Source organism: Actinomadura darangshiensis, assembly GCF_004349235.1.
Taxonomy (GTDB): Bacteria; Actinomycetota; Actinomycetes; order Streptosporangiales; family Streptosporangiaceae; genus Spirillospora; species Spirillospora darangshiensis.
On record NZ_SMKY01000051.1, the window covers coordinates 16994 to 40273 of the forward strand.

19 protein-coding genes and 1 pseudogene are annotated in these 23280 nt (G+C 71.9%); 19 read left to right on the top strand and 1 reads right to left on the bottom strand.

Features of this window, described 5'->3' with window-relative positions:
• The first annotated feature begins 122 nt into the window (after window positions 1-122).
• The 14 genes from E1293_RS14190 to E1293_RS14255 all read left to right on the top strand — a co-directional run bounded on the left by E1293_RS14190 (window position 123) and on the right by E1293_RS14255 (window position 19104).
• Entirely contained in the window at window positions 123-1157 is a 1035-nt protein-coding gene (locus E1293_RS14190) for a rod shape-determining protein (protein ID WP_132197821.1), read from the top strand.
• A 91-nt stretch (window positions 1158-1248) separates the two neighbouring features.
• On the top strand, window positions 1249-2238 hold the full coding sequence (gene mreC, locus E1293_RS14195; protein WP_132197823.1) for a rod shape-determining protein MreC: 990 nt from the start codon (window positions 1249-1251) through the stop codon (window positions 2236-2238).
• Window position 2239: 1 nt separating this feature from the next.
• On the top strand, window positions 2240-2839 hold the full coding sequence (mreD, locus tag E1293_RS14200; protein WP_132197825.1) for a rod shape-determining protein MreD: 600 nt from the start codon (window positions 2240-2242) through the stop codon (window positions 2837-2839).
• Window positions 2836-4908 (top strand): penicillin-binding protein 2, encoded by a 2073-nt coding sequence (gene mrdA, locus E1293_RS14205; RefSeq protein WP_132197827.1) that lies wholly within the window; start codon window positions 2836-2838, stop codon window positions 4906-4908. The genes mreD and mrdA overlap by 4 nt, the downstream gene beginning before the upstream one ends.
• Entirely contained in the window at window positions 4908-6089 is a 1182-nt protein-coding gene (rodA, locus tag E1293_RS14210; protein WP_132197855.1) for a rod shape-determining protein RodA, read from the top strand. Before mrdA ends, rodA begins: the two co-directional genes overlap by 1 nt.
• Before the next feature lie 60 nt (window positions 6090-6149).
• Complete coding sequence (locus E1293_RS14215; protein WP_132197829.1) at window positions 6150-8072, top strand: TIGR03960 family B12-binding radical SAM protein; 1923 nt, start codon at window positions 6150-6152, stop codon at window positions 8070-8072.
• Window positions 8073-8223: 151 nt separating this feature from the next.
• A complete protein-coding gene (locus tag E1293_RS14220; RefSeq protein WP_132197830.1) occupies window positions 8224-9081 on the top strand; it encodes a TIGR03936 family radical SAM-associated protein in 858 nt (285 codons plus the stop codon).
• Window positions 9082-9284: 203 nt separating this feature from the next.
• Window positions 9285-12413 carry an Rne/Rng family ribonuclease gene (locus E1293_RS14225; protein ID WP_132197832.1) on the top strand — a complete coding sequence of 1043 codons (3129 nt, stop codon included), beginning with the start codon at window positions 9285-9287 and terminating at the stop codon, window positions 12411-12413.
• Between the two features lie 286 nt (window positions 12414-12699).
• Window positions 12700-13014, top strand: a complete 315-nt coding sequence (rplU, locus tag E1293_RS14230) for a 50S ribosomal protein L21 (protein WP_132197834.1) — start codon at window positions 12700-12702, stop codon at window positions 13012-13014.
• Between the two features lie 14 nt (window positions 13015-13028).
• Window positions 13029-13286 (top strand): 50S ribosomal protein L27, encoded by a 258-nt coding sequence (gene rpmA, locus E1293_RS14235; RefSeq protein ID WP_075899989.1) that lies wholly within the window; start codon window positions 13029-13031, stop codon window positions 13284-13286.
• An 82-nt stretch (window positions 13287-13368) separates the two neighbouring features.
• Window positions 13369-14766 carry a GTPase ObgE gene (gene obgE, locus E1293_RS14240; protein ID WP_132197836.1) on the top strand — a complete coding sequence of 466 codons (1398 nt, stop codon included), beginning with the start codon at window positions 13369-13371 and terminating at the stop codon, window positions 14764-14766.
• A 49-nt stretch (window positions 14767-14815) separates the two neighbouring features.
• A complete protein-coding gene (proB, locus tag E1293_RS14245) occupies window positions 14816-15931 on the top strand; it encodes a glutamate 5-kinase (protein WP_207938846.1) in 1116 nt (371 codons plus the stop codon).
• 72 nt (window positions 15932-16003) lie between these two features.
• Window positions 16004-17266 (top strand): glutamate-5-semialdehyde dehydrogenase, encoded by a 1263-nt coding sequence (locus E1293_RS14250; protein WP_132197838.1) that lies wholly within the window; start codon window positions 16004-16006, stop codon window positions 17264-17266.
• A gap of 80 nt (window positions 17267-17346) precedes the next feature.
• Window positions 17347-19104 (top strand): TIGR03767 family metallophosphoesterase, encoded by a 1758-nt coding sequence (locus E1293_RS14255; RefSeq protein WP_132197840.1) that lies wholly within the window; start codon window positions 17347-17349, stop codon window positions 19102-19104.
• A 90-nt stretch (window positions 19105-19194) separates the two neighbouring features.
• On the opposite strand, the gene E1293_RS14260 is transcribed toward E1293_RS14255, so the two are convergent.
• Window positions 19195-20229, bottom strand: a complete 1035-nt coding sequence (locus E1293_RS14260; protein ID WP_132197842.1) for a M48 family metallopeptidase — start codon at window positions 20227-20229, stop codon at window positions 19195-19197.
• 67 nt (window positions 20230-20296) lie between these two features.
• Between E1293_RS14260 and E1293_RS14265 the strand changes: the two are divergent.
• From E1293_RS14265 to E1293_RS14285, 5 genes and pseudogenes are all read left to right on the top strand, one after another.
• Window positions 20297-20419 (top strand): annotated as a pseudogene (locus E1293_RS14265) (helix-turn-helix domain-containing protein); the annotation flags it as partial.
• Between the two features lie 181 nt (window positions 20420-20600).
• On the top strand, window positions 20601-21887 hold the full coding sequence (locus E1293_RS14270) for a phenylacetate--CoA ligase family protein (RefSeq protein ID WP_207938847.1): 1287 nt from the start codon (window positions 20601-20603) through the stop codon (window positions 21885-21887).
• A gap of 52 nt (window positions 21888-21939) precedes the next feature.
• Window positions 21940-22539: a nicotinate-nucleotide adenylyltransferase gene (nadD, locus tag E1293_RS14275; protein ID WP_132197844.1), complete on the top strand. Its 600-nt coding sequence runs from the start codon at window positions 21940-21942 to the stop codon at window positions 22537-22539.
• Between the two features lie 138 nt (window positions 22540-22677).
• Window positions 22678-23091, top strand: a complete 414-nt coding sequence (rsfS, locus tag E1293_RS14280) for a ribosome silencing factor (protein ID WP_132197846.1) — start codon at window positions 22678-22680, stop codon at window positions 23089-23091.
• Window positions 23084-23280: histidine phosphatase family protein (locus E1293_RS14285; RefSeq protein WP_165978213.1), on the top strand; the 197-nt coding region annotated here is incomplete at its 3' end. The genes rsfS and E1293_RS14285, both read left to right, overlap by 8 nt.

Consider the following 23280-nt stretch of genomic DNA (forward strand, 5'->3'; position numbering starts at 1 on the left):
TGGTCAAGGCGCGGTTTTTCCGCGACGCGCGGCGTGGGGGTGACTGCCCGCGGACGGGGGTTCACGTTACGATGGACGGGCCGCTGTACACGCCCGTCAAGCATGAAGGGCTCCCTTTCTTCATGGGTAACAAGCTGTCGTTTCTCGGCCGTGACATGGCGGTCGATCTTGGTACCGCCAACACCCTGGTCTACGTGCGCGGGCGTGGCATCGTCCTGAACGAGCCCTCAGTGGTGGCGATCAACACCAACACGGGAAAGATCGTCGCGGTGGGCATCGAGGCGAAGCGGATGATCGGCCGCACACCCGGCAACATCGTCGCCGTCCGCCCGCTCAAGGACGGCGTCATCGCCGACTTCGACGTCACCGAGCGGATGCTCCGCTACTTCATCCAGAAGGTGCACAAGCGCCGGCACTTCGCCAAGCCGCGGATCGTGGTGGCGGTGCCGTCCGGGATCACCGGGGTGGAGCAGCGCGCGGTCAAGGAGGCCGGCTACCAGGCCGGCGCCCGCCGCGTCTACATCATCGAGGAGCCGATGGCCGCCGCCATCGGCGCCGGGCTGCCCGTCTACGAGCCGACCGGCAACATGGTCGTCGACATCGGCGGCGGCACCACCGAGGTCGCGATCATCTCGCTCGGCGGGATCGTCACCAGCCAGTCCGTCCGGGTCGGCGGCGACGAGCTCGACCAGGCGGTCATCTCGTTCTCCAAGAAGGAGTACTCCCTGATGCTCGGGGAACGTACCGCCGAGGAGATCAAGATGGCGATCGGGTCGGCCTATCCCGGCGGCGAGGAAGAGCCGCACGCCGAGATCCGGGGCCGCGACCTCGTGAGCGGGCTGCCGAAGACCGTCGTGATCTCCGCCGAAGAGGTCAGGCGGGCGATCGAGGAGCCGGTCAACGCCGTGGTGGACGCGGTGAAGACCACCCTCGACAAGTGCCCGCCCGAGCTGTCGGGCGACATCATGGACCGCGGGATAGCGCTCACCGGCGGTGGCGCGCTTTTGAAGAACCTCGACGAACGGCTCCGCGAGGAGACCGGGATGCCCATCCACCTGGTGGACAACCCGCTCGACTCGGTGGTGCTCGGCACCGGCAAGTGCGTCGAGGACTTCGAATCACTCAGGCAGGTCCTCGTGCCGGAGCCGCGGCACTAAGCCGGACGCAGTCCGCCGGGGGGCGTGGGGGGTCGTCCCCCCTCGGGAAGCACCGTGCGTCCCGGCGGATCAGAGAACGGGAGGTCGGTGCGTGAAGGACACCCGGCGCACCCGCGTCGTCCTCGGCGCGCTGCTGGTCGTGGCGCTCGCGATGATCACCATCGACTACCGCGGCGGCGCCGACTCGCCGCTGCGCGGCCTGCGCGGGCTCGGCGCGACGGTGTTCGGGCCGGTGGAGCGGGCGTCGGCGTCCGTCGTCCGGCCGGTCGGCGACACCTTCGACGCGATCACCGACGCGCCCGGCGAGCGGCGCCGCGCCGACCGGATGCTGCGGCAGAACCAGAAGCTGCGCGAGCAGCTGCGCTCCGCGCAGCTCGACCAGGACCGCTCCGCGCAGCTGCACCGGCTGCTCGGCACCGCCGGGATGGGCGGCTACAAGATCCACGCCGCGCAGGTGATCTCCGCCGGGCAGGGCTTCGAGGACACCGTCACCATCGACGTCGGCAGCCGCAGCGGCATCAAGACCGACATGACCGTGATGAGCGCCGACGGCCTCGTCGGCCGCATCACCCGGGTCGGTCCCGCGACGTCCACGGTGCTGCTCGCCACCGACCAGACCTCCTCGATCGGCTCCCGGCTGGAGGCGTCCAAGGAGATCGGGATCACCCAGGGCCGCGGCCGCCGCGGCCTCGGCGGCGGCGGTGCGACGCCGCTGCGGTTCCAGCTCCTGGACGCCGCCGCGCCGATCCAGGTCGGCCAGCGGATCGTCACGCTCGGGTCGCAGGGCCAGCGGCCGTACGTCCCGGGCGTCCCGATCGGCAGCGTCGAGCGGATCGAGAAGGCGACCAACGGGCTGACCCGCACCGCCTACGTCCGGCCGTTCGTGAAGTTCACGAGCCTGGACGTCGTCGCCGTCGTGGTCGCCCCGCCGAAGACCGACCCGCGCGACGCGGTGCTTCCCCCCAAGCCCAAGCCGCCGGCGACGCCGACCCCCACCGCGAGCCCGTCGGCGACCGGCAGCCCGTCGGCGAAGCCGCGCGGATCCAAGAGCCCGTCCACGAGACCGAGTCCGGGGGACTGACGTGCTGAACCCACCCGAGGCGTCGCCGGCAGGCCGCACCGTGGTGACCGCGGTGGTGATCGCCGTGACCTTGATCCTGCAGGTGTCGGTGGCGAACCGGCTGCCGCTGCCCGGCGGCGTCCAGCCCGACCTGGTGCTGCTCGCCGTCGTGGCGCTGGCCCTCGTCGCCGGGTCGATGACCGGCATGGTGACCGGGTTCCTCGCGGGCCTCGCCGCCGACATCATCCCGCCCTCCGACCACACCCTCGGCCGGTACGCGCTCGTCTACTGCCTCATCGGGTACCTGTGCGGCGTCGCGTCCGCCGAGATGGACCGCCAGTCCGCAGTCCCGTTCTTCGCCGTCGCCGCCGGCGCGCTCGCCGGGACCGTCCTGTACGCCGGGACGGGCATGATCCTCGGCGACCCGCGCGCCGAGTGGGGGACCGTGTCCAGCATGGTGCCGCTGCAGGTCCTCTACGACGTCATCGCGAGCCCGTTCGTCGTGTGGGCGGTGCTGCGCGCCACCCGCCGGTACGAACGCGGCGAACGATCCCGGGGCGACCGCCTCTCGGTGCCCGCCGCCCGCTACCGCGCGATGTCGGGGCGGGGCGGGAACCTGTGAACCCGCGCACCCACTTCCGGCTCGTCGTCCTGTACGTGCTCGTCGCCGCGCTGCTGCTCGTCCTCATCGGGCGGATGTGGACGCTGCAGGTCCTGGAGGGCGAGCACTACAAGGGGATCGCCGCCCAGAACCGCACCCGCGACATCGTCGTCCCCGCCAACCGCGGCATGATCCTGGACGACCGGGGCGTGCCCCTCGTCCGCAATCGCAGCGCGCTCGTCGTGTCCGTCGACCGCACCACGCTGTCCCGCCAGGAGGACGGCGGCGAGGGCGTGCTGAAGCGGCTGGCGGGCGTCCTCGGGACGACCTACGACGAGATCTCCAAGCGGGTCCGGCTGTGCGCGCCCGGCATCAAGCGGCCGTGCTGGCCGGGCTCCCCGTACCAGCCGATCCCCGTCGAGGACCACGCCGACCCGAAGCGCGCCCTGCAGATCATGGAGCGCCAGGAGGACTTCCCGGGCGTCACCGCGCAGGTCCAGGCCGTCCGGACCTATCCGGAGCCGGACGGTGCGAGCGCCGCCCAGGTCCTCGGCTACCTCCAGCCCGTCACGCAGGACGAGCTCGACAAGCGCAAGGGCCTCAAGGTCACCGGCTACAGCGGTGTCGACCTGGTCGGGCGCGCGGGGCTGGAGGCGCAGTACGACCACGCGCTGCGCGGTGAGCCAGGGTTCCGCAAGGTCCTCGTCGACAGCCAGGGACGCGTCACCGGCACCGCCGAGGAGCAGCCGCCGACGGCCGGCAGCAACCTCGTCACCAGTATCGACGCCGGGGTGCAGGGCGCCTCGGAGAAGGCGCTGAAGCACGCGATCGACGCCGCGCGCAAGGCGGGCCATCCGGCCGACGCCGGCGCCGCGGTCGTGATGGACGTGCGCACCGGCAAGATGGTCGCGATGGCGAGCTACCCGACCTACGACCCGAGCATCTGGACGGGCGGCATCTCCCAGAACGAGTACGACGCGCTGCTCGGCAAGAAGAACGGCGAGCCGCTGATCTCCCGCGTCACCCAGGGCCAGTTCGCGCCCGGCTCCACCTTCAAGATCTCCTCCGTGTCCGCCGCGGTGGCGGACGGCAACAGCCTGAAGGGCATCTATCCGTGCCCCGGCTCCTTCATGGTCGGCGACCGCGCGTTCGGGAACGCGGGCGGCGCGTCCTACGGCCCCATGACGCTGCACACGGCCCTCGTGAAGTCCTGCGACACGGTGTTCTACAGGTTCGGCTACCTGGAGTGGAAGCGCGACGGCGGGATACACCCGAAGAAGAACCCGTCCGACCCGATGGTGAAGATGGCCCGCAAATACGGGTTCGGGAAGCCCACCGGCATCGACCTTCCCAGCGAGAGCTCCGGCCGCATCCCGGACCGGGAATGGAAGAAGAGCTACTGGGAGGACACCAAGGACGCCAGTTGCAAGGGCGTCAAGAGCGGCTACCCGGAGGTCAGGAAGACCGACCCGGCGCGTGCCTCCTACCTCACCGCGGTCGCGAAGGAGAACTGCACCGAGGGGTACGTGTGGCGTGCCGGTGACGCGGCCAACTTCTCGGTCGGGCAGGGCAACGTCCTCGTGACGCCCTTGCAGCTCGTCCGCGCGTACGCGGCGGTCGCCAACGGCGGCAAGCTGGTGACGCCCCGGCTCGGGGTCGCGGTCGTCCGGCCGGACGGCACCGTCGACCGCCGGCTGGAGTCCCCGCCGGCGCAGAAGCTGGGCGTCGACCCGAAGGTGCTGAAGTACATCCGCAGCGCGCTGGGGGGCGTGACCAAGGAGGGCACCGCGGCGGGCGCGTTCAACGGGTTCGACTTCAAGCGCGTCGACGTCGGCGGCAAGACCGGTACCGCGGAGGTCTACGGCAAGGAGGACAGTTCCTGGTTCGCCTCGTTCGGCCCGGTGAAGGACCCGCGCTACGCGGTGGTCGCGATGGTCTCCCAGGGCGGCTTCGGCGCCTCGACGTCGGCCCCGGCCGTCCGGGAGATCTGGGAGGCCATGTACGGGACGAAGGACAAGAAGCCCATCCTCAAGGACGGCAAGCTCCCGTCCGAGCTGCCCAGCATGCCCGGTGAGGGAGCGGCCCCGTGATCACCGGCTCCAAGGCGGGGACCGTCGACGGGTACGCCGCCCGGCGGACCTGGAGCGGCCGGCTCGCCGGGCTCCGGCGGCTCGACATGCCGCTGCTGCTGTCGGTGCTGGCGCTGTCGGCGGTGGGCGCGCTGCTGGTGCGCTCGGCGACGTTCCAGCTGCTGACCGAGCGGGGCGAGGACCCGGAGGGCTTCCTCAAGCGGCACATCCTCAACCTGATCATCGGGTTCGTGCTCGGCGGCATCGTCACCCTGCTGGACTACCGGCTCCTGCGCGCCTACGTCCCCATCCTGTACGGGGTGGCGTGCGTGGGCCTGCTCGCCGTGCTCACCCCGCTCGGCGAGACGATCAACGGCTCGCACTCGTGGATCGTGCTCGGCGGCGGCTTCCAGGTGCAGCCGTCGGAGTTCGCGAAGGTCGGCCTCGTGGTGCTGCTCGCGATGATCCTCGGGGAGCCGCGGGACGGGGAGATCGGGCCGGGCCGCCGCGACGTGCTGCTCGCGCTGGTGCTGGCCGGCGTGCCCGGCGTGCTGATCATGCTGCAGCCCGACCTCGGCACCACGCTGGTGTTCATCGCGGTGGTGCTCGGCATGCTGGCGATCTCCGGGGCGCAGAAGCGCTGGCTGGTCGGGCTGGTCGGCGGCGGCGCGGCCGCGGCGTTCGCCGTCTGGTTCTTCGGGCTGCTGAAGGACTACCAGATCGACCGGTTCATCGCGTTCCTGCACCCGGAGGCCGATCCGCGCGGGGCCGGCTACAACGCCCAGCAGGCGCGGATCGCGATCGGGTCGGGCGGCGCGTTCGGCAAGGGCCTGTTCCACGGCGAGCAGACCGGCGGCCACTTCGTCCCCGAGCAGCAGACCGACTTCATCTTCACGGTGGCGGGGGAGGAGCTCGGCTTCGTCGGCGCCGCCGTGATCGTGGCGCTGCTCGGCGTGGTGCTGTGGCGCGGGCTGCGGATCGCCACCCAGGCCGCTGACCTGTTCGGCACGCTCGTCGCGACGGGCGTCGTGTGCTGGCTGGGGTTCCAGGCGTTCGAGAACGTCGGGATGACGATCGGCATCATGCCGATCACCGGGCTGCCGCTGCCGTTCGTGTCCTACGGCGGCTCCGCCACCTTCGCGAACATGATCGCCTTCGGCCTGCTGCAGGCCGTCCACGTGCGCCGCCGGCCGTTCGATTAGGGGGCGATGACGGCGTAGGCTTGGCGTCCATCCCACGTCCCCTGCTCGGAGGGTTCCGTCATGCCGGTCGAGTCGCTCTTCCCGCGCCTGGAGCCGCTGCTCCCGAGCGTGCAGAAGCCGATTCAGTACGTTGGCGGTGAGCTGAACTCCCAGCTCAAGGACTGGGACGAGACCGCCGTCCGGTGGGCGCTGATGTACCCCGACGCCTACGAGGTGGGGCAGCCGAACCAGGGCGTCCAGATCCTCTACGAGATCCTGAACGAGCGCGACGGCGTGCTCGCCGAGCGGACGTACTCGGTGTGGCCCGACATGGAGGCCGTGATGCGGGAGCACGGCATCCCGCAGTTCACCGTCGACGCGCACCGCCCGGTCGGCGCCTTCGACGTGTTCGGCGTGTCGTTCTCCACCGAACTCGGCTACACGAACCTGCTGACGGCGCTCGACCTCGCCGGCATCCCCCTGGACGCCGCCGACCGCACCGGCGACCACCCGATCGTGATCGCGGGCGGGCACGCCGCGTTCAACCCGGAGCCGATCGCCGACTTCATCGACGCCGCCGTCCTCGGCGACGGCGAGGAGATATCGCTCGCCATCACCGAGGTGATCCGCGAGTGGAAGGACGAGGGCGAGCCCGGCGGGCGGGACGAGCTGCTCCTGCGCCTCGCCGCGTCCGGCGGTGTCTACGTGCCGCGCTTCTACGACGTCACGTACCTGCCCGACGGCCGCATCCAGCGGGTCGCGCCGAACCGCACGGGCGTCCCGTGGCGGATCGAGAAGCACACCGTCATGGACCTCGACCAGTGGCCGTACCCGAAGAAGCCGCTGGTCCCGCTCGCCGAGACCGTGCACGAGCGGTTCAGCGTGGAGATCTTCCGCGGCTGCACCCGCGGCTGCCGGTTCTGCCAGGCCGGGATGATCACCCGTCCGGTCCGGGAGCGGTCGATCACCACGATCGGGAACATGGTCGAGCAGGGCCTGGCCGAGTCCGGCTTCCAGGAGGTCGGCCTGCTCAGCCTGTCCAGCGCCGACCACAGCGAGATCGGCGACGTCGCCAAGGGCCTCGCCGACCGCTACGAGGGCACCAACACCTCGCTGTCGCTGCCGTCCACCCGCGTGGACGCCTTCAACATCACGCTCGCCAACGAGTTCTCCCGCGGCGGCCGCCGCTCCGGCCTGACGTTCGCGCCGGAGGGCGGCTCCGAGCGGATGCGCAAAGTGATCAACAAGATGGTCTCCGAGGACGACCTGATCCGCACCGTCAGCACCGCCTACGAGAACGGCTGGCGGCAGGTCAAGCTCTACTTCATGTGCGGCCTGCCCACGGAGGAGGACGAGGACGTCCTCGCCATCGCCGGCATGGCCAAGCGCGTCATCCAGGCCGGCCGGGAGGCCACCGGCCGCAGGGACATCCGCTGCACCGTGTCCATCGGCGGGTTCGTGCCGAAGGCGCACACCCCGTTCCAGTGGGCCGCCCAGTGCGACCACGAGACCGTCGACCGCCGCCTGCACGCCCTCAAGGACGCCTTGCGCGGCGACAAGGAGTACGGCCGCGCCATCGGCCTGCGCTACCACGACGGCCAGCCGTCCATCATCGAGGGCCTCCTGTCGCGCGGCGACCGCCGCGTCGGCAAGGTCATCCGCGCCGTCTGGGAGGACGGCGGCCGCTTCGACGGCTGGAGCGAGCACTTCTCCTACGAGCGCTGGACGTCCTGCGCCGGCAAGGCCTTCGCCGGCGAGCCCGTCGACGTCGCCTGGTACACCGTCCGCGAACGCGACGAGGTCGAGGTCCTGCCGTGGGACCACCTCGACGCCGGCCTCGACCGCGAGTGGCTCTGGCAGGACTGGCAGGACGCCGTCGACGAGACCGAGGTCGAAGACTGCCGCTGGACTCCCTGCTACGACTGCGGCGTCTGCCCCACCATGGGCACGGAGATCCAGATCGGCCCCACCGGCAAGAAGCTGCTCCCGCTGAGCGTGGTCTAGCCGGATTCGGCCGCGTGAACGCCTTGCCCCGCGGGGCTCGCGGGCTTATCGGGACGGTGCCTGGCGGAACCGGGTCCGGTGACCCGTACTCTATAGGGAGACCTAGTTTTTCGACTCGGCACGAGTAGGAAGGACCAGAACCCTGGCACCCATGCCGGAGGGTCCGGCGCCGGCCCCCGTGACCCAGCGCCTGCGCGTCCGCTACGCCAAGCGGGGCAGGCTGCGGTTCACGAGCCACCGCGACATATCCCGGGCCGTGGAACGCGCCGTTCGGCGCGCCGGGATTCCTGTCGCGTACAGCGCCGGATTCACCCCGCACCCGAAGATCTCGTACGCGGGTGCGGCGGCGACAGGGGTGGCCAGTGAGGCGGAATACCTCGAGATCGGGCTCACCGAGACCCGCGACCCTGCGCGGGTGCGGGCCGATCTGGACGCGGCCCTGCCGCCGGGGCTCGACATCGTCGATGTCGTGCCGGCCGGGGCGGGACGCGGCGACGCGCCGGTCAAGCCGGCCGCGTTCGCCGATCGGCTCCAAGCGTCCGAATGGCGGATCCGGCTGGACGGCGTGGCCGAGCGCGACGCCGCCGCCGCCGTGGCCGCCTTCATGGCCGCCCCGGAGATCGAGGTAGAACGCCTCACGAAGAAGGGACGGCGCCGTTTCGACGTGCGCGCCGCCGTGTCCGTCTGCGAGCTGGACCGGCGCGCCGCGGAGGCGGTGGATGCCCCTTGTGCGATACTTCGAATGGTTGTTCGGCATTCCACACCCGCCGTACGACCCGACGACATCCTCACCGGACTGCGCCAGGTCGCCGACCTCGCGCCGCCGTCACCACCGCTGGTGACCAGGCTGGCGCAGGGGCCCCTCGACGCGGACACCGGTGGCCTCGCGGATCCCCTGGATCCCGACCGGGAGATCGGCCTGCCGTCCGGCGACGACGCCGCGACGGCCCGCGGCCAGGAGCGGCCGCAGCCCGGGGACGCCGCGAGCGCGGATGCCGTCAGCGCCTGACCGTGGGCCGAAGCCGTGGTTGCACGGAACCGGTCCGCAGGGTAGGGCAGGCGCACCCCCGACGACTTGGTCGTCATGGCCGGGCACAGCCCGGCCGCGACGACACCGATGAACGACGAGGTGCTCTCGTGCGGCGCACCGCACCGATCCGCCCCTGGCGGAGCGGGCGGACGCGCCCGGGAGCCTGACGGGAGATTGCCCGGATGCTTGAGAACGAAGCCGATTCGGCCACGGCCGATGGCACTGACAACGAGACCGCCGACCACGCGGACCCGCAGGCGGAGACCGGTGGTGTGACGTCGCGGCCGCGCCGCGCGAGCCGCCCGGCCGGGCCGCCGCCCGACATGGACGACGCCCCGGCCGCGGCCCCCGCCGCGCCGGAGGCCGCGTCCGCCGCCGAAGCGCCCGAGACGCCCGAGACGCCCGAGGCGCCCAAGCGGGCGACCCGGACCCGCAGCCGCGCCAGGAGCAAGGCCGCCGAGACGCCCGAGCCCGTCCCGATGACGGGTGCCGAGGCGTCCCCGGAGGCCGCGTCCGAGCCCGCGGAGCAGCCCGCCGACGAGGCGCCGGCGCCCCGCACCCGGACCCGCCGCCGCGCCGCCGCGGCCGCCGCGCCGCAGGTGCCGCAGGTGCCGTCCGTCCCGGTCGCGGGCGCCGAGGTGTCCCCCGAGCAGGTGTCGGAGACCGAGCCCGCGAGCGGCGTCGGCATCCCCGGCGTGACGTTCCAGCCGCCGATGGTCGTCTTCCAGCCGCCGCAGCCGAAGGCCGAGCCGCCCGCCCCGAAGAAGGCCGCCGCCGAGCCCGCCGCCGAGCCCGCGGACGCCGAGGACGACACCGGCGACGACGACCGTGACAACGGCCCCTCGGACGAGGACGACTCCGACGACCGCCCGTCTCGCCGGCGCCGCCGCCGCGGGGGCCGCGGCCGGGGCCGCGGCAAGGAGGACGGCGAGGACGAGGCGCCCGCCGAGGAGCTCAAGGACGAGGAGCCCAAGGACGAGCCGGCCGGCAAGGCGGCCAAGAGCACGAAGGGCGCCAAGAGCGCCAAGAGCACCAAGGGCGAGAAGGCCGCCAAGTCCGGCGGCAAGGGCGCCAAGGGCAAGGAGAAGGAGCCCAAGGCGGAGCCCGAGCAGGAGTCCCAGGCCGACGCCGACGACGAGGACGACGACGGCCAGGGCGCGACGAGCCGCCGCCGTCGCCGCCGCCGGCGCCGTACCGGGTCCGACGGCGAGAACGGCACCGGCACCGTCGACGACCCGCCGAACACCGTCGTGCACGTCCGCAGCGCCCGGGAGGAGCGCGCCGCCGCCGAGGACGAGGTCCGGTCCGTGCGGGGCTCGACCCGCCTGGAGGCCAAGAAGCAGCGCCGCCGCGAGGGCCGCGAGCAGGGCCGCCGCCGCCCGCCGGTGATCACCGAGGCGGAGTTCCTGGCGCGCCGCGAGGCCGTCGAGCGGCTCATGGTGGTCCGGCAGGAGGGCGAGCGCACCCAGATCGCCGTCCTGGAGGACGACGTCCTCGTCGAGCACTACGTCAACCGCGCCACGCACCAGTCGTACGTCGGCAACGTGTACCTGGGCAAGGTGCAGAACGTCCTGCCGTCGATGGAGGCGGCGTTCGTCGACATCGGCAAGGGCCGCAATGCCGTCCTGTACGCGGGCGAGGTCAACTGGGACGCGTCCGGCCTGGAGGGCCAGCCGCGCCGCATCGAGTCGGCGCTGAAGTCGGGCCAGTCGGTGCTCGTCCAGGTCACCAAGGACCCGCTCGGCCACAAGGGCGCCCGGCTGACCAGCCAGGTCTCGCTGCCCGGCCGCTACCTCGTGTACGTGCCGGACGGTTCGATGACCGGCATCAGCCGCAAGCTGCCCGACAAGGAGCGCAGCCGGCTCAAGTCGATCCTGAAGAAGGTCATGCCGGAGAACGCGGGCGTGATCGTCCGCACCGCCGCCGAGGGCGCCACCGAGGAAGAGCTCTCGCGGGACGTGTCGCGTCTGGCCGCGCAGTGGGAGAACATCCAGAAGAAGGTCAAGACGGCCTCGGCGCCGTCGCTGCTCTACGGCGAGCCCGATCTGACGATCCGGGTCGTCCGCGACATCTTCAACGAGGACTTCTCCAAGCTCGTCGTGTCCGGCGCCGAGGCGTGGGACACCGTCTCCGAGTACGTCGAGTACGTGGCCCCGCATCTGGCCGAGCGCGTCGAGCGCTGGGCGGGCGACCAGGACGCCCTGTCGGCGTTCCGCATCGACGAGCAGATCGCGAAGGCGCTCGACCGGAAGGTGTGGCTGCCGTCCGGCGGCTCGCTGGTGATCGACAAGACCGAGGCCATGACGGTCATCGACGTCAACACCGGCAAGTTCACCGGGCAGGGCGGCAACCTGGAGGAGACCGTCACCCGCAACAACCTGGAGGCGGCCGAGGAGATCGTCCGCCAGCTGCGGCTCCGCGACATCGGCGGCATCGTCGTGATCGACTTCATCGACATGGTGCTGGAGAGCAACCGCGACCTTGTGCTGCGCCGCCTCGTCGAGTGCCTGTCGCGGGACCGTACCAAGCACCAGGTCGCCGAGGTCACCTCGCTCGGCCTGGTCCAGATGACCCGCAAGCGGGTCGGCCAGGGCCTGCTGGAGGCGTTCTCGGAGACCTGCGAGTCCTGCAACGGCCGCGGCATCCACGTCCACCTGACGCCGGTCGAGTCGAAGACGGAGAAGGCGGCCGGCAAGGAGAGCGGCCGCCGCCGCAAGCGCAAGGGCGAGGTCGAGAAGGCCGTCGAGGAGAAGCTGGCCCAGCACGAGCCCAAGGCCAAGGAGCAGCCGGCCGAGCACGTGCCGGCCGAGCACGTGCCCGCCGAGTCCGCGCCGGTCGCGGCGGAGAAGCCGGAGCCGGTGCGGTCCCGTCCGAAGAAGTCGGGTCCGGCGAAGCGCCCGGCCGGTCCGCCGCCGGAGATCGACGAGTCCCCGGCCCAGGCCGCCGTGGAGGCCGCCGACGCCGCCGACGAGACCACCGGCACCTCGCCGGGCACTCTGGACTCCGCCGAGCCCGTCGCGGTCACCGCCAACGGCACGGGACCGTCCGACCTGAACGGCGCAGGGGCGACCGCGGACGCGGTCGCCGCCGAGCCCAACGGCTCCGCCCCCGCCGAGCCCGAGCCCAACGGCACGGCGCCCGCCGAAGCCGAGGCCGAGCCCAATGGCACGGCGCCCGCCGAAGCCGACGCCGAGCCCAACGGCTCGACGCCCGCCGAGGCCGAGCCCAATGGCACGGCGCCCGCCGAGGCCGAGGCCGAGCCCGACAGCCACTCCCGGGCCGCCGCCGAGACCACCGAATCCTCGGACTGACGAGGGTGCCGCCCTGACCGGACGCGTTCGCGTTCCGGTCAGGGCATCCGGTACTCTTGGACGTCGGCGCGTCGTGGCGCGTCGTCCGAACTCGCACCGCGAACCCTCCGGGGATCGTTCGGTGCTCAACCCGCCGATCCGGCGGGGTCAAGCAGAGAGCGCCAGAGGTCTCCTCTGGTGTGCCGCCCTCGGCCCGGTGCCGGGGGTAGGCCCCCATCCGGGGGCTGGTGAGCCACGCGTGGGACCGGTTCAGTCCGGAAGCGCGCGCAGACGAAGGGTTTCCGCGGTGTACGCGATTGTCCGCGCAGGCGGCCGGCAGGAGAAGGTCGCCGTCGATGACGTGCTGACCGTCGACAAGCTGGCCGGCGATGTCGGTTCGACCGTCAAGCTCCAGGCCCTGCTGGTCGTGGACGGCGACGACGTCGTCAGCAAGGTGGCCGACCTCGCCCGCTACGAGGTGACCGCCGAGATCCTCGGCGCGGTCAAGGGCCCGAAGATCAACATCATGCACTACCGGAACAAGACCGGGTACAAGCGGCGGATGGGTCACCGTCAGCCCTACACCGAGGTCAAGATCACCGGTATCAAGGCCGGGAAGTAAGGGAGAGCGGTCTCATGGCACACAAGAAGGGCGCATCGTCCAGCCGTAACGGTCGCGACTCCAACGCCCAGCGCCTCGGCGTGAAGCGGTTCGGCGGCCAGGTCGTCAACGCGGGCGAGATCATCGTCCGGCAGCGCGGGACCCACTTCCACCCCGGCCCCGGCGTCGGCCGCGGCGGCGACGACACCCTGTTCGCGCTGGTCGCGGGCGCGGTGGAGTTCCGCCGCTACCGCGGTCGCAACGCGGTGAGCGTTGTCCCGCCGGCGGAATAGTCCGCCGAGGGAAGAAGCTTTTCGAAGGGGCGGACCGGTTTTCGGTCCGTCCCTTCGCCGTTTTCAATGAGGAGAGTTCGCCGTGGCCGCTGGAGCGGGATCGGGTGCGCAGTTCGTCGACCGGGTGGTGCTGCACACCGCCGCGGGCAACGGCGGCAACGGGTGCGCCTCGATCCACCGGGAGAAGTTCAAGCCGCTCGGCGGACCGGACGGCGCGAACGGCGGCCGCGGCGGCGACGTCGTCCTCGTCGTCGACTCCAACGCGGCCAGCCTGCTGGAATACCACCGGCGTCCGCACCGCAGGGCCGGCAACGGCAAGCCGGGGCAGGGCAGCCTCCGGACGGGCGCGGACGGCGGCGACGTGATCCTGCCCGTCCCGGACGGCACCGTCGTGAAGGCGGGCGACACGGTCCTGGCCGACCTGGTCGGCGAGGGCACCCGGTACGTGATCGCCAAGGGCGGCAGCGGCGGGCTCGGCAACGCCGCGCTGGCGTCCGCCAAGCGCAAGGCCCCCGGGTTCGCGCTGCTCGGCGAGCCGGGCGACGAGGCGGACGTCGTGCTGGAGCTGAAGAGCGTCGCCGACGTCGCGCTCGTCGGGTTCCCCAGCGCGGGCAAGTCGTCGCTGATCGCCGCGCTGTCCGCCGCGAAGCCGAAGATCGCCGACTACCCGTTCACGACGCTGATCCCGAACCTCGGCGTGGTGAGCGCGGGCGATACGACGTTCACGGTCGCGGACGTGCCGGGCCTGATCGAGGGCGCCAGCGAGGGCCGCGGCCTCGGCCTGGACTTCCTCCGCCACATCGAGCGCTCGTCCACCCTGGCGCACGTCCTCGACTGCGCCACGATGGAGCCGGGACGCGACCCGGTCAGCGACTTCGAGGTCATCGAGCGCGAACTGCAGGCGTACGACCGGGTGCTGGGCGACCGCCCGCTGTCGGACCGGCCGCGCATCGTCGTCCTCAACAAGGTGGACGTGCCGGACGGCCGCGACCTCGCCGAGATGGTGCGGCCCGACTTCGAGGCGCGCGGCCTGAAGGTGTTCGAGGTGTCGGCGGCCACGCACGCGGGGCTGCGGGAGCTGTCGTTCGCGATGGCGGCGATGGTGTCGCAGTTCCGGGCGTCGCTGCCGCCGGCGGAGCCGACCCGCATCGTGATCCGGCCCGAGCCGGTCGGCGGGGACACCGACTTCGAGGTCAAGAGCATGGGCGACAACACGTACCTGATCACCGGGACGAAGCCCGTCCGGTGGCTGCGGCAGACCGACTTCGCGAACGAGGAGGCCGTCGGCTACCTCGCCGACCGGCTCGCCCGGCTCGGCGTGGAGACGGCGCTCGCCGACGCGGGCGCCACCGCCGGCGCCACCGTCCTGATCGGCACGGCCGACGACTCGATCGTGTTCGACTGGGAGCCGGAGGTCCCGGCCGGCGAGGCTGCCATGGGCCCCCGCGGCACCGACCGGCGCCTGGACGGCTGGTCATGAGCGGCGGCGAGTTGGCGCGGGGGGTCGCCTCCTCACCGGGAGCAGGGGCATGAGCGATCGGGAGGCGATCGCCAAGGCGCGGCGGATCGTCGTGAAGGCGGGGTCGTCTTCGCTGACCACGCCGCAGGGGACGATCGACGCGAACCGCATCGACGCGCTCGTGGACGTCCTCGCCGCCCGCCGCGCCAGCGGCACCGAGATCGTGTTCGTGTCCTCCGGCGCGATCGCCGCGGGTCTCGGCCCGCTCGGGCTGACCCGCCGCCCGCAGGACCTCGCGACCCAGCAGGCGGCGGCGAGCGTCGGGCAGGGCCTGCTGTTCGCGCGGTACACCTCGTCGTTCGCCCGGTACGCGCTGACGGTCGGGCAGGTGCTGCTCACCGCCGACGACATGATGCGCCGCTCGCACCACCGCAACGCGCAGCGCACCCTCGCGCAGCTCCTCGCGCTGGGCGTCCTGCCGATCGTGAACGAGAACGACACCGTCGCGACCGACGAGATCCGGTTCGGCGACAACGACCGGCTCGCCGCGCTCGTCGCGCACCTGATCCGCGCGGACGCGCTGATCCTGCTGTCGGACGTCGACGCCCTCTACACCGGCGACCCGCGCCAGCCCGGCGTCCGCCGCGTCGACGACGTCCGCGGCCCGGACGACCTGCGGGACGTCAAGCTCGGCCGGTCCGGGCGCGTCGGCACCGGCGGCATGGTCACCAAGGTCGAGGCGGCGCGGATCGCGGGCATCCCGGTCGTGCTGACCAACGCCGCGTCCGCCGCGCACGCGCTCGCCGGCGACCGGGCCGGGACGCTGTTCCACCCGGCCGAGGGCCGCCGCATGTCGACCCGCAACCTGTGGCTCGCGCACGCCACCACCGGCCAGGGCCGCGTCACGCTGGACGAGGGCGCGGTCGAGGCGGTCGTGCGGCGCCGCAAGTCGCTGCTCCCGGCCGGTGTGACGGGCGTGGACGGCGACTTCGCCGCGGGCGACCCGGTCGACCTGTGCGACACCGGTGGCCACGTCGTCGCGCGCGGCCTGGTGAACTATGACGCGTCCGAGATCCCCGACCTGATGGGGCGCTCGACCCGCTGGCTGGCGAGAGAACTGGGCGCGGAATACGAACGAGAACTGATCCACAGAGACCACCTGGTGATCCTCACCGACGAACGTTGACCTGCGGCGTGCCGGGGTTTTGAGCGCCCGCTCAACCCCGGCAGACCGCACCTCGATGAGAGAGGACGTGTGATGAGCGACGACGAGCGCGAGCAATTCCTGCGGGTGGCGCGGCGCGCCAGGGAGGCCGCCGCCGGGCTGGCGCCGCTGCCGCGCGCGGTGAAGGACGCGGCGCTGCACCGGATCGCGGACGCGCTGGTCGAGGCCGCGCCGGAGATCGTCAAGGCCAACGAGGCCGATGTCGCGCGGGCCCGGGAGAACGGCACCTCCGAGTACATGATCGACCGGCTCAGCCTGACGGAGCGGCGGATCGCCGCGATCGCCGACGCCGTCCGGAAGGTCGCCGCGCTGCCGGACCCGGTGGGGGAGTCGGTGCGCGGGAACGTGCTGCCGAACGGCCTGGAGCTGCGGCAGGTGCGGGTGCCGCTCGGCGTCGTCGGGATGATCTACGAGGGCCGCCCGAACGTGACCGTGGACGCCGCCGCGCTGTGCCTGAAGAGCGGGAACGTGGCGCTGCTGCGCGGCTCGTCGTCCGCGCACGAGTCGAACACGGCGCTGGTCGAGGCGATGCAGGGCGCGCTCGCCGGCACCGAGGTCCCGGCGGACGCGGTGCAGCTCGTTCCGGGGACGTCGCGCGAGTCGGTGAAGCACCTGATGCGGGCGCGCGGCCTGGTGGACGTGCTGATCCCGCGCGGCGGCGCCTCGCTGATCAACTCGGTGGTGGAGGAGTCGACCGTCCCGGTGATCGAGACGGGTGTCGGGAACTGCGCCGTCTACGTGGACGCCGCCGCCGACGTCGACATGGCCGTGGACATCCTGGTGAACGCCAAGACGCAGCGTCCCTCGGTGTGCAACGCGGCGGAGACGTTCCTGGTGCACGCCGACATCGCGGACACCTTCGTCCCGCGCGCGCTTGCGGCGCTCAAGGACGCCGGGGTGACCGTCCACGGCGACGAAAGGATCCGCTCGTACGGCACCGATGTCCTGGAGGCGACCGAGGACGACTGGTACGCCGAGTACCTGTCGCTCGACATCGCCGCCCGCGTGGTCGACTCCCTGGACGACGCCGTCGCGCACATCCGGAAGTTCGGCTCGGGCCACACCGAGGCGATCGTCACGGCGTCGCAGCCGGCCGCGAAGCGGTTCGTCGCCCTGGTCGACTCGGCGGCCGTGATGGTGAACGCCTCGACGCGCTTCACCGACGGCGAGGAGTTCGGGTTCGGTGCGGAGATCGGCATCTCGACGCAGAAGCTGCACGCCCGGGGCCCGATGGGGCTGCCGGAACTGACGTCCACGAAGTACGTGGTGACGGGGGAGGGGCACGTCCGCGGCTGACGGCCACCGGCGGCCACCGTCCAAGTTGTGACATTTTTGCCATTGATGTCACGTTGGCGGCTATGGTCTGATTCACGATTGTGACTCGTGAGTACAGCCGCCGCCGTGTCCTGAAGGGCGCCGCCCTCGGCGCGGGGATCGCCTCCACCGGACTGGCCGCGTTCCCCGCGCGTCCCGCCGCCGCGGCCGCGCCCGCGCTGCGCGGCCCCGTCTCCGGCACCACCCTCGACCGGACGTACGTGCTCGGCGCCGCGGGCGCCGGCGGATACCGCCCGGTGATCACCGGGCCCGGCGAGCCGCATCTGCTGCGCCGCGACCTGGGCGGGGCCGCGTCCGCGCGGCGCGCCGCCACCCGCCGCGGCGTCCTCGCCTTCGGCCACCTCACCGACGTGCACATCATCGACGCGCAGTCCCCGGCCCGGGTCGAGTTCATCGACCGGCTGAAGGACGGCCTCGGCATCCTGCCGGTCGAGGGCGCCTACCGGCCGCAGGAGATCCTGACCACGCACGTCGCCGAGGCGATGGTGCAGGCGATGAACAGGGTCGGGCGCGGCCCCGCGACCGGGCTCGGCCTCGCGTTCACGATCAACACCGGCGACGCCGCCGACAACGTCCAGTACAACGAGATGCGCTGGATCATCGACCTGCTGGACGGCGGACGCGTCCGCCCCGACTCCGGCGACCCGGACCGGTACGAGGGCGTCATGGACTGGGCGTCCTACGACCGGGCGTTCTGGCACCCCGAGGGGGCACCGCCCGGCGCCAAGGCCGACATCCCGACCACCACGTACGGGTTCCCGCGCGTCAAGGGCCTGATCGACGCCGCGCGCCACCCGTTCCAGGCGACCGGCCTGGACGCGCCGTGGATGGCGGCGTTCGGCAACCACGACGGCCTCATCCAGGGCAACCTGCCGGTCAACCCGCTCGTCTCCGGCCTCGCCACCGGCGGCATCAAGATCGGCGCACCGGCGGACGACGGACAGGCCGAACGCCTCGCCCGCATGGTGAGCGAGGGCGACGCCGCCGAACTCGTCCGGCTCAGCCGCGAGCAGGGCGGCGCCGGGGGCCTCTTCCGTCCCGTGACACCCGACCTGAACCGCCGGATGCTGTCGCGCCGCGAAGTCGTGACCGAGCACTTCAAGACGACCGCCTCGCTGCACGGACACGGCTTCACCCTCGCCAACCTCCGCGACGGGACGGCCTACTACGGCTTCGACAAGGGCGTCGTGCGCGGCCTCGTCCTTGACACCGTCAACCCGAACGGCTACTCCGAGGGCTCGCTCGACAAGAAGCAGTTCGCATGGCTGGAAGCCCAACTCAAGGCCGGCAGCAGCCGGTACCTCGCCCCGGACGGCTCCGTCGTCAAGCAGGCAGTGAAGGACCGGCTGTTCGTCCTGTTCAGCCATCACCCGATCGGTTCGCTGGAGAACCCGCTCGGCGGCGACCGCGTCCTCGGGGACGAGATCGAAGCCCTCCTCCTGCGCTACCCGAACGTCGTCCTGTGGGTGAACGGCCACACGCACCGAAACCAGGTCATCCCGCACGCCCGCAAGGCCGGAGGGGGCTTCTGGGAGGTCAACACGGCCGCGCACGTCGACTTCCCGCAGCAGAGCCGCATCGTCGAGCTGGCCGACAACGGCGACGGCACCCTGTCGGTCTTCGCGACGATCCTCGACTCCGCCGGACCCGCGTCCTACGGCGGTCGCCTCACCGACCCCGTCCGGCTGGCGTCGCTGTCGCGCGAACTGGCGGGCAACGACTGGCAGGACCGCGAGGAGCACCGCCGCGGCGAGGCCGCCGACCGCAACGTCGAACTCCTCGTCCCCGCCCCCTTCTAGACGCGACCGCCCCTTTTAGACGCGACCGCCCCTTTTAGACGCGAAAGGGCCGCCGCGTCCGTGTCGCGGCGGCCCGGCCTTTCGCCGCGGTCAGTTGCCGTCGGTCGGCCCGTTGTCGCGCCGGGCGAACCGGTCGAACAGCCCTCCGGCCGCGCCCGCCGCCGCGTCCGCCATGTCGCGGACCTTGCCCACGAACGGGTCGGCCGTCCGCTCCCACGACTCCCGGTACGACTTGGCGGCGTCCTTGATCCCGTCGCTGACCGACGCGTCGCCGTCGTCGTCGCGGCGCGGGTAGTCACCGGCGAGGATCCGCTCGTACTCGCCGCCGCGCGCCCACTGGTCGATCTCGGCGAACCGGATCACCGCGAACGGGTGCGACTGCCCGAGCAGGTTCAGGAACTTCAGGATGCCGTCGCGCACATCGCCGGCCGCGTCGTACTCGCGCGCCTGCTGCAGGAACGCCTCGCTGCTCATCTCGGTCAGCCGCGTCCCGCCGGCGAGCTTCATGTTCACCCGCTTGGCCGCGTCGAGGTCCTGCCCGACGAGGAGCCCCGCCCGGTCCGACGACAGCTCCGCCTTCCGGAACCACTCGCGCAGCCCGATGATGATCGCCGCGATGCCGATGTTGCCGAGCGGCAGCCACGCCAGCCGCGACCCGAGCTGCAGCAGGATCTGCATCATCGTCTGGTACACCGCGTGCCCGGACAGGATGTGCCCGACCTCGTGCCCGACGACGAACCGCAGCTCCTCCTCGTCCAGCAGGTCGATCAGCCCGGTGTTCAGCACGATGAACGGATGGTCGGAGCCGAGCGCCATCGCGTTGGGCGTCGGGTCCTGCCGGACGTACAGCTCCGGTACCTCCGGCATGTCCAGGACGTAGCACGCGTCCCGGACCATGTCGTGGATGTGGCGGAACTGGTCATCGCCGACGCGCACCGTCCCGCCGAGGAACATCAGCCGCAGCGAACGCTCGTTGACGAGCCCCGACAGCTTGCGCAGCACGACATCGAACCCGGACAGCGAGCGCAGCGCCACCAGCGCCGACCGGTCCGCCGGGTGCTCATAGGCGCGGGAACTGATCCCCGGGAACCGCGCGCGTGCTCGATCCGGTGTGTTCTCCGTCATGTCTGACCTCCTGAAGGGTGCAAAGCCCTCCCTGCGGGCGGGCGATGAGGCGGCGAGTGCTGACGGCGTGACGCGGTGTGTCCGCCGGTCCTTCCGGTACCGCTTCTACCCGGCCTCGGAGCAGGCCGAGCATCTGAGCCGCACTTTCGGTTGTGTCCGTCTGGTTTACAACATGGCCGTGAAAGCGCGCATCGGCCATCGGGTCGGCGGAAAGGCGAAACGCCTGTGGAGCCGGTATCAGACCTCAACGGGAGACTTCTTTCCAAGCGGAGAAGTCAAGTCTGGCATGGTAGTTCCGACGAACCACCGTGCCGCAGGGTTCCACGCCGGGGAGCCCACGTCCGGCTGTGGCCGCGCCCGGGAGGCAGCCCATGTTCGACCCCAAGGCCGAGGCGATGTCCCTGGACGAGCGCGCCGCGCTGCAGCGGCACCGGCTCTGGGGTCTCGTCGACCGGCTCCTGGCGGCGGACGGCGTGCAGGGACGGCGGCTCAAGGAGGCCGGCGTCGGCGGCGGCGCCGACGTGACGCTCGCCGGGCTCCGGAACCTCCCGTTCACCACCAAGCAGGACCTCTGGGACAACTACCCGTTCGGGATGCTCGCCGTCCCGCGTGATCAGGTCGCCGCGGTGCACGGATCCAGCGGAACACGGGGGCGCCCGACGCTCGTCGCCTACACCAAGGCCGACCTCGACCTCTGGGCGGCGATGTGCGCGCGCTCGCTGTCGTGCGCGGGCGCGTCGCCGGGCAGCATCGTCCACAACGCCTACGGGTACGGGCTGTTCACCGGCGGCATCGGCATCCACCAGGGCGCCGTGGCGTTCGGCGCGACCGTCGTGCCCATGTCCGGCGGCATGACCGACCGGCAGGTGCGGATGCTCGCCGACCTGCGCGCCGACATCCTCACCTGCACCCCCGCGTACGCGCTGCGGCTCGGCGAGGCCGTCGCCGAGGCGGGCGTCGAACTGCCCGCGCTCAAGGCGGGCCTGTTCGGCGCCGAACCCTGGTCGGAGGAACTGCGCACGGCCATCGAGGACGTGCTGCCGATCAAGGCGATGGACATCTACGGGCTGTCGGAGGTCATCGGCCCCGGCGTCGCCACCGAATGCCTGGAGCAGGACGGCCTGCACGTCAACGAGGACCACTTCATCGTCGAGGCCGTCGACCCGTCCACCGGCGACCCCGTCGAGGACGGCACGCCCGGCGAACTCGTCTTCACCACCCCCACCAAGCAGGCGCTGCCGCTGCTCCGCTACCGGACGGGCGACATCGCGTCCCTGACCCGCGGCGAATGCGCCTGCGGGCGGACCCTGGTCCGGATGAGCAAGGTCCTCGGCCGCGCCGACGACATGCTCGTCGTCCGCGGCGTCAACGTGTACCCGAGCGAGGTCGAACGCGTCCTGCTCGGGTCCGGGCTCGTCCGGCCGCACTACCAGCTGGTCGTCGACCGGCGCAGCCCGTCCGTCCGGCTGCTCGTCGCCTGCGAGGCCCTGTCGGGCGACCCGGAGGACGCGCTCGTCCACACGCTGCACGAGGCCCTCGGCCTCACCGCCGAGGTGGTCGTCCTCCCCGACGGTGCCGTGCCGAGGGTCGAGGTCGGCAAGGCCGTCCGCGTCGTGACCTGGGAGGACGGCGCCCCGCCGCTGCCCGGCCTCGCCTGATCCCGGGGGCTGGACGTGCCGGCCCCCGGACCGGCTGGATATTCTCGTCGCCATGACGCAAAAGCGGCGCCTGGGGATCATGGGCGGCACGTTCGACCCGATCCACCACGGGCACCTCGTGGCCGCCAGCGAGGTCGCGCACTTCTACTCCCTCGACGAGGTCGTGTTCGTGCCCACCGGCATCTCCTCCCACAAGGAGGGCCGCGGCATCACCCCCGCCGAGGACCGCTACCTCATGGCCGTGATCGCCACCGCGTCCAACCCGCGCTTCTCCGTCAGCCGCATCGACATCGACCGCCCCGGCCCCACCTACACCGTCGACACCCTCCGCGACATGCGCGAACTCCAGGGCCCCGACGCCGACCTGTTCTTCATCACCGGCGCCGACGCGCTGGAGAAGATGCTCACCTGGCACGACACCGACGAACTGTTCGAACTCGCCCACTTCGTCGGCGTCACCCGTCCCGGCCACCGCCTGGCCGACCCCGGGCTCCCCAACGGGCGCGTCTCCCTCATGGAGGTCCCCGCCCTGTCGATCTCCTCCACCGAATGCCGCGACCGCGTCCACTCGGGCGAACCCATCTGGTACCTCGTCCCCGACGGCATCGTCCAATACATCAACAAGCGCACCCTGTACCGCAGCGCCGCCTGACGATCCGCCCACATATCCTGGAAGCGGAAGGGGCGCAGCAGCCACTGCGGCCACACGGCGACAAAGGGGCCGGTCGTCCGCCGCCCGTGAGAAGGTGGAGGCGGAGACGACGCCTACAGGGAGGATCGCGAGAGCATCGTGACCGCATCCGAGAGGGCGGCGCAGCTCGTCCGGATCGCCGCCGAAGCGGCGGGCGACAAGCTGGCCGACGACATTCTTGCCTACGACGTGAGCGAGCAGCTCGTCATCACCGACGCGTTCCTGCTCTGCTCGGCCCCGAGCGACCGCCAGGTCCGCGCCATCGTGGACGAGGTCGAAAAGCGCCTGCGCGAAGAGGCCGGGGCCAAGCCCGTCCGCCGCGAAGGGGAGCGCGAAGGCCGCTGGGTCCTGCTGGACTATGCCGACATCATCGTGCACATCCAGCACGAGGAAGACCGCATGTTCTACGCCCTCGAACGGCTCTGGAAAGACTGCCCCCTCGTCGACCTGCCGGAAAGCGTCACCGCCCACCAGGCCCATCGCGCCCGCGCCGTCGGGAGCCCGAGTGAGTGACGCCCGCCCGGCCCGCGAACCCGGCCGGCGCCGGCTCGTCCTCTGGCGGCACGGCCAGACCGCCTGGAACGTCGAACGCCGCTTCCAAGGCAAAACCGACATCCCGCTGGACGAGACCGGCCTCGCGCAGGCCCGGCGAGCCGCGAGCCTCCTCGCCGGGCTCCACCCCACCGCCCTCCTCGCCTCCCC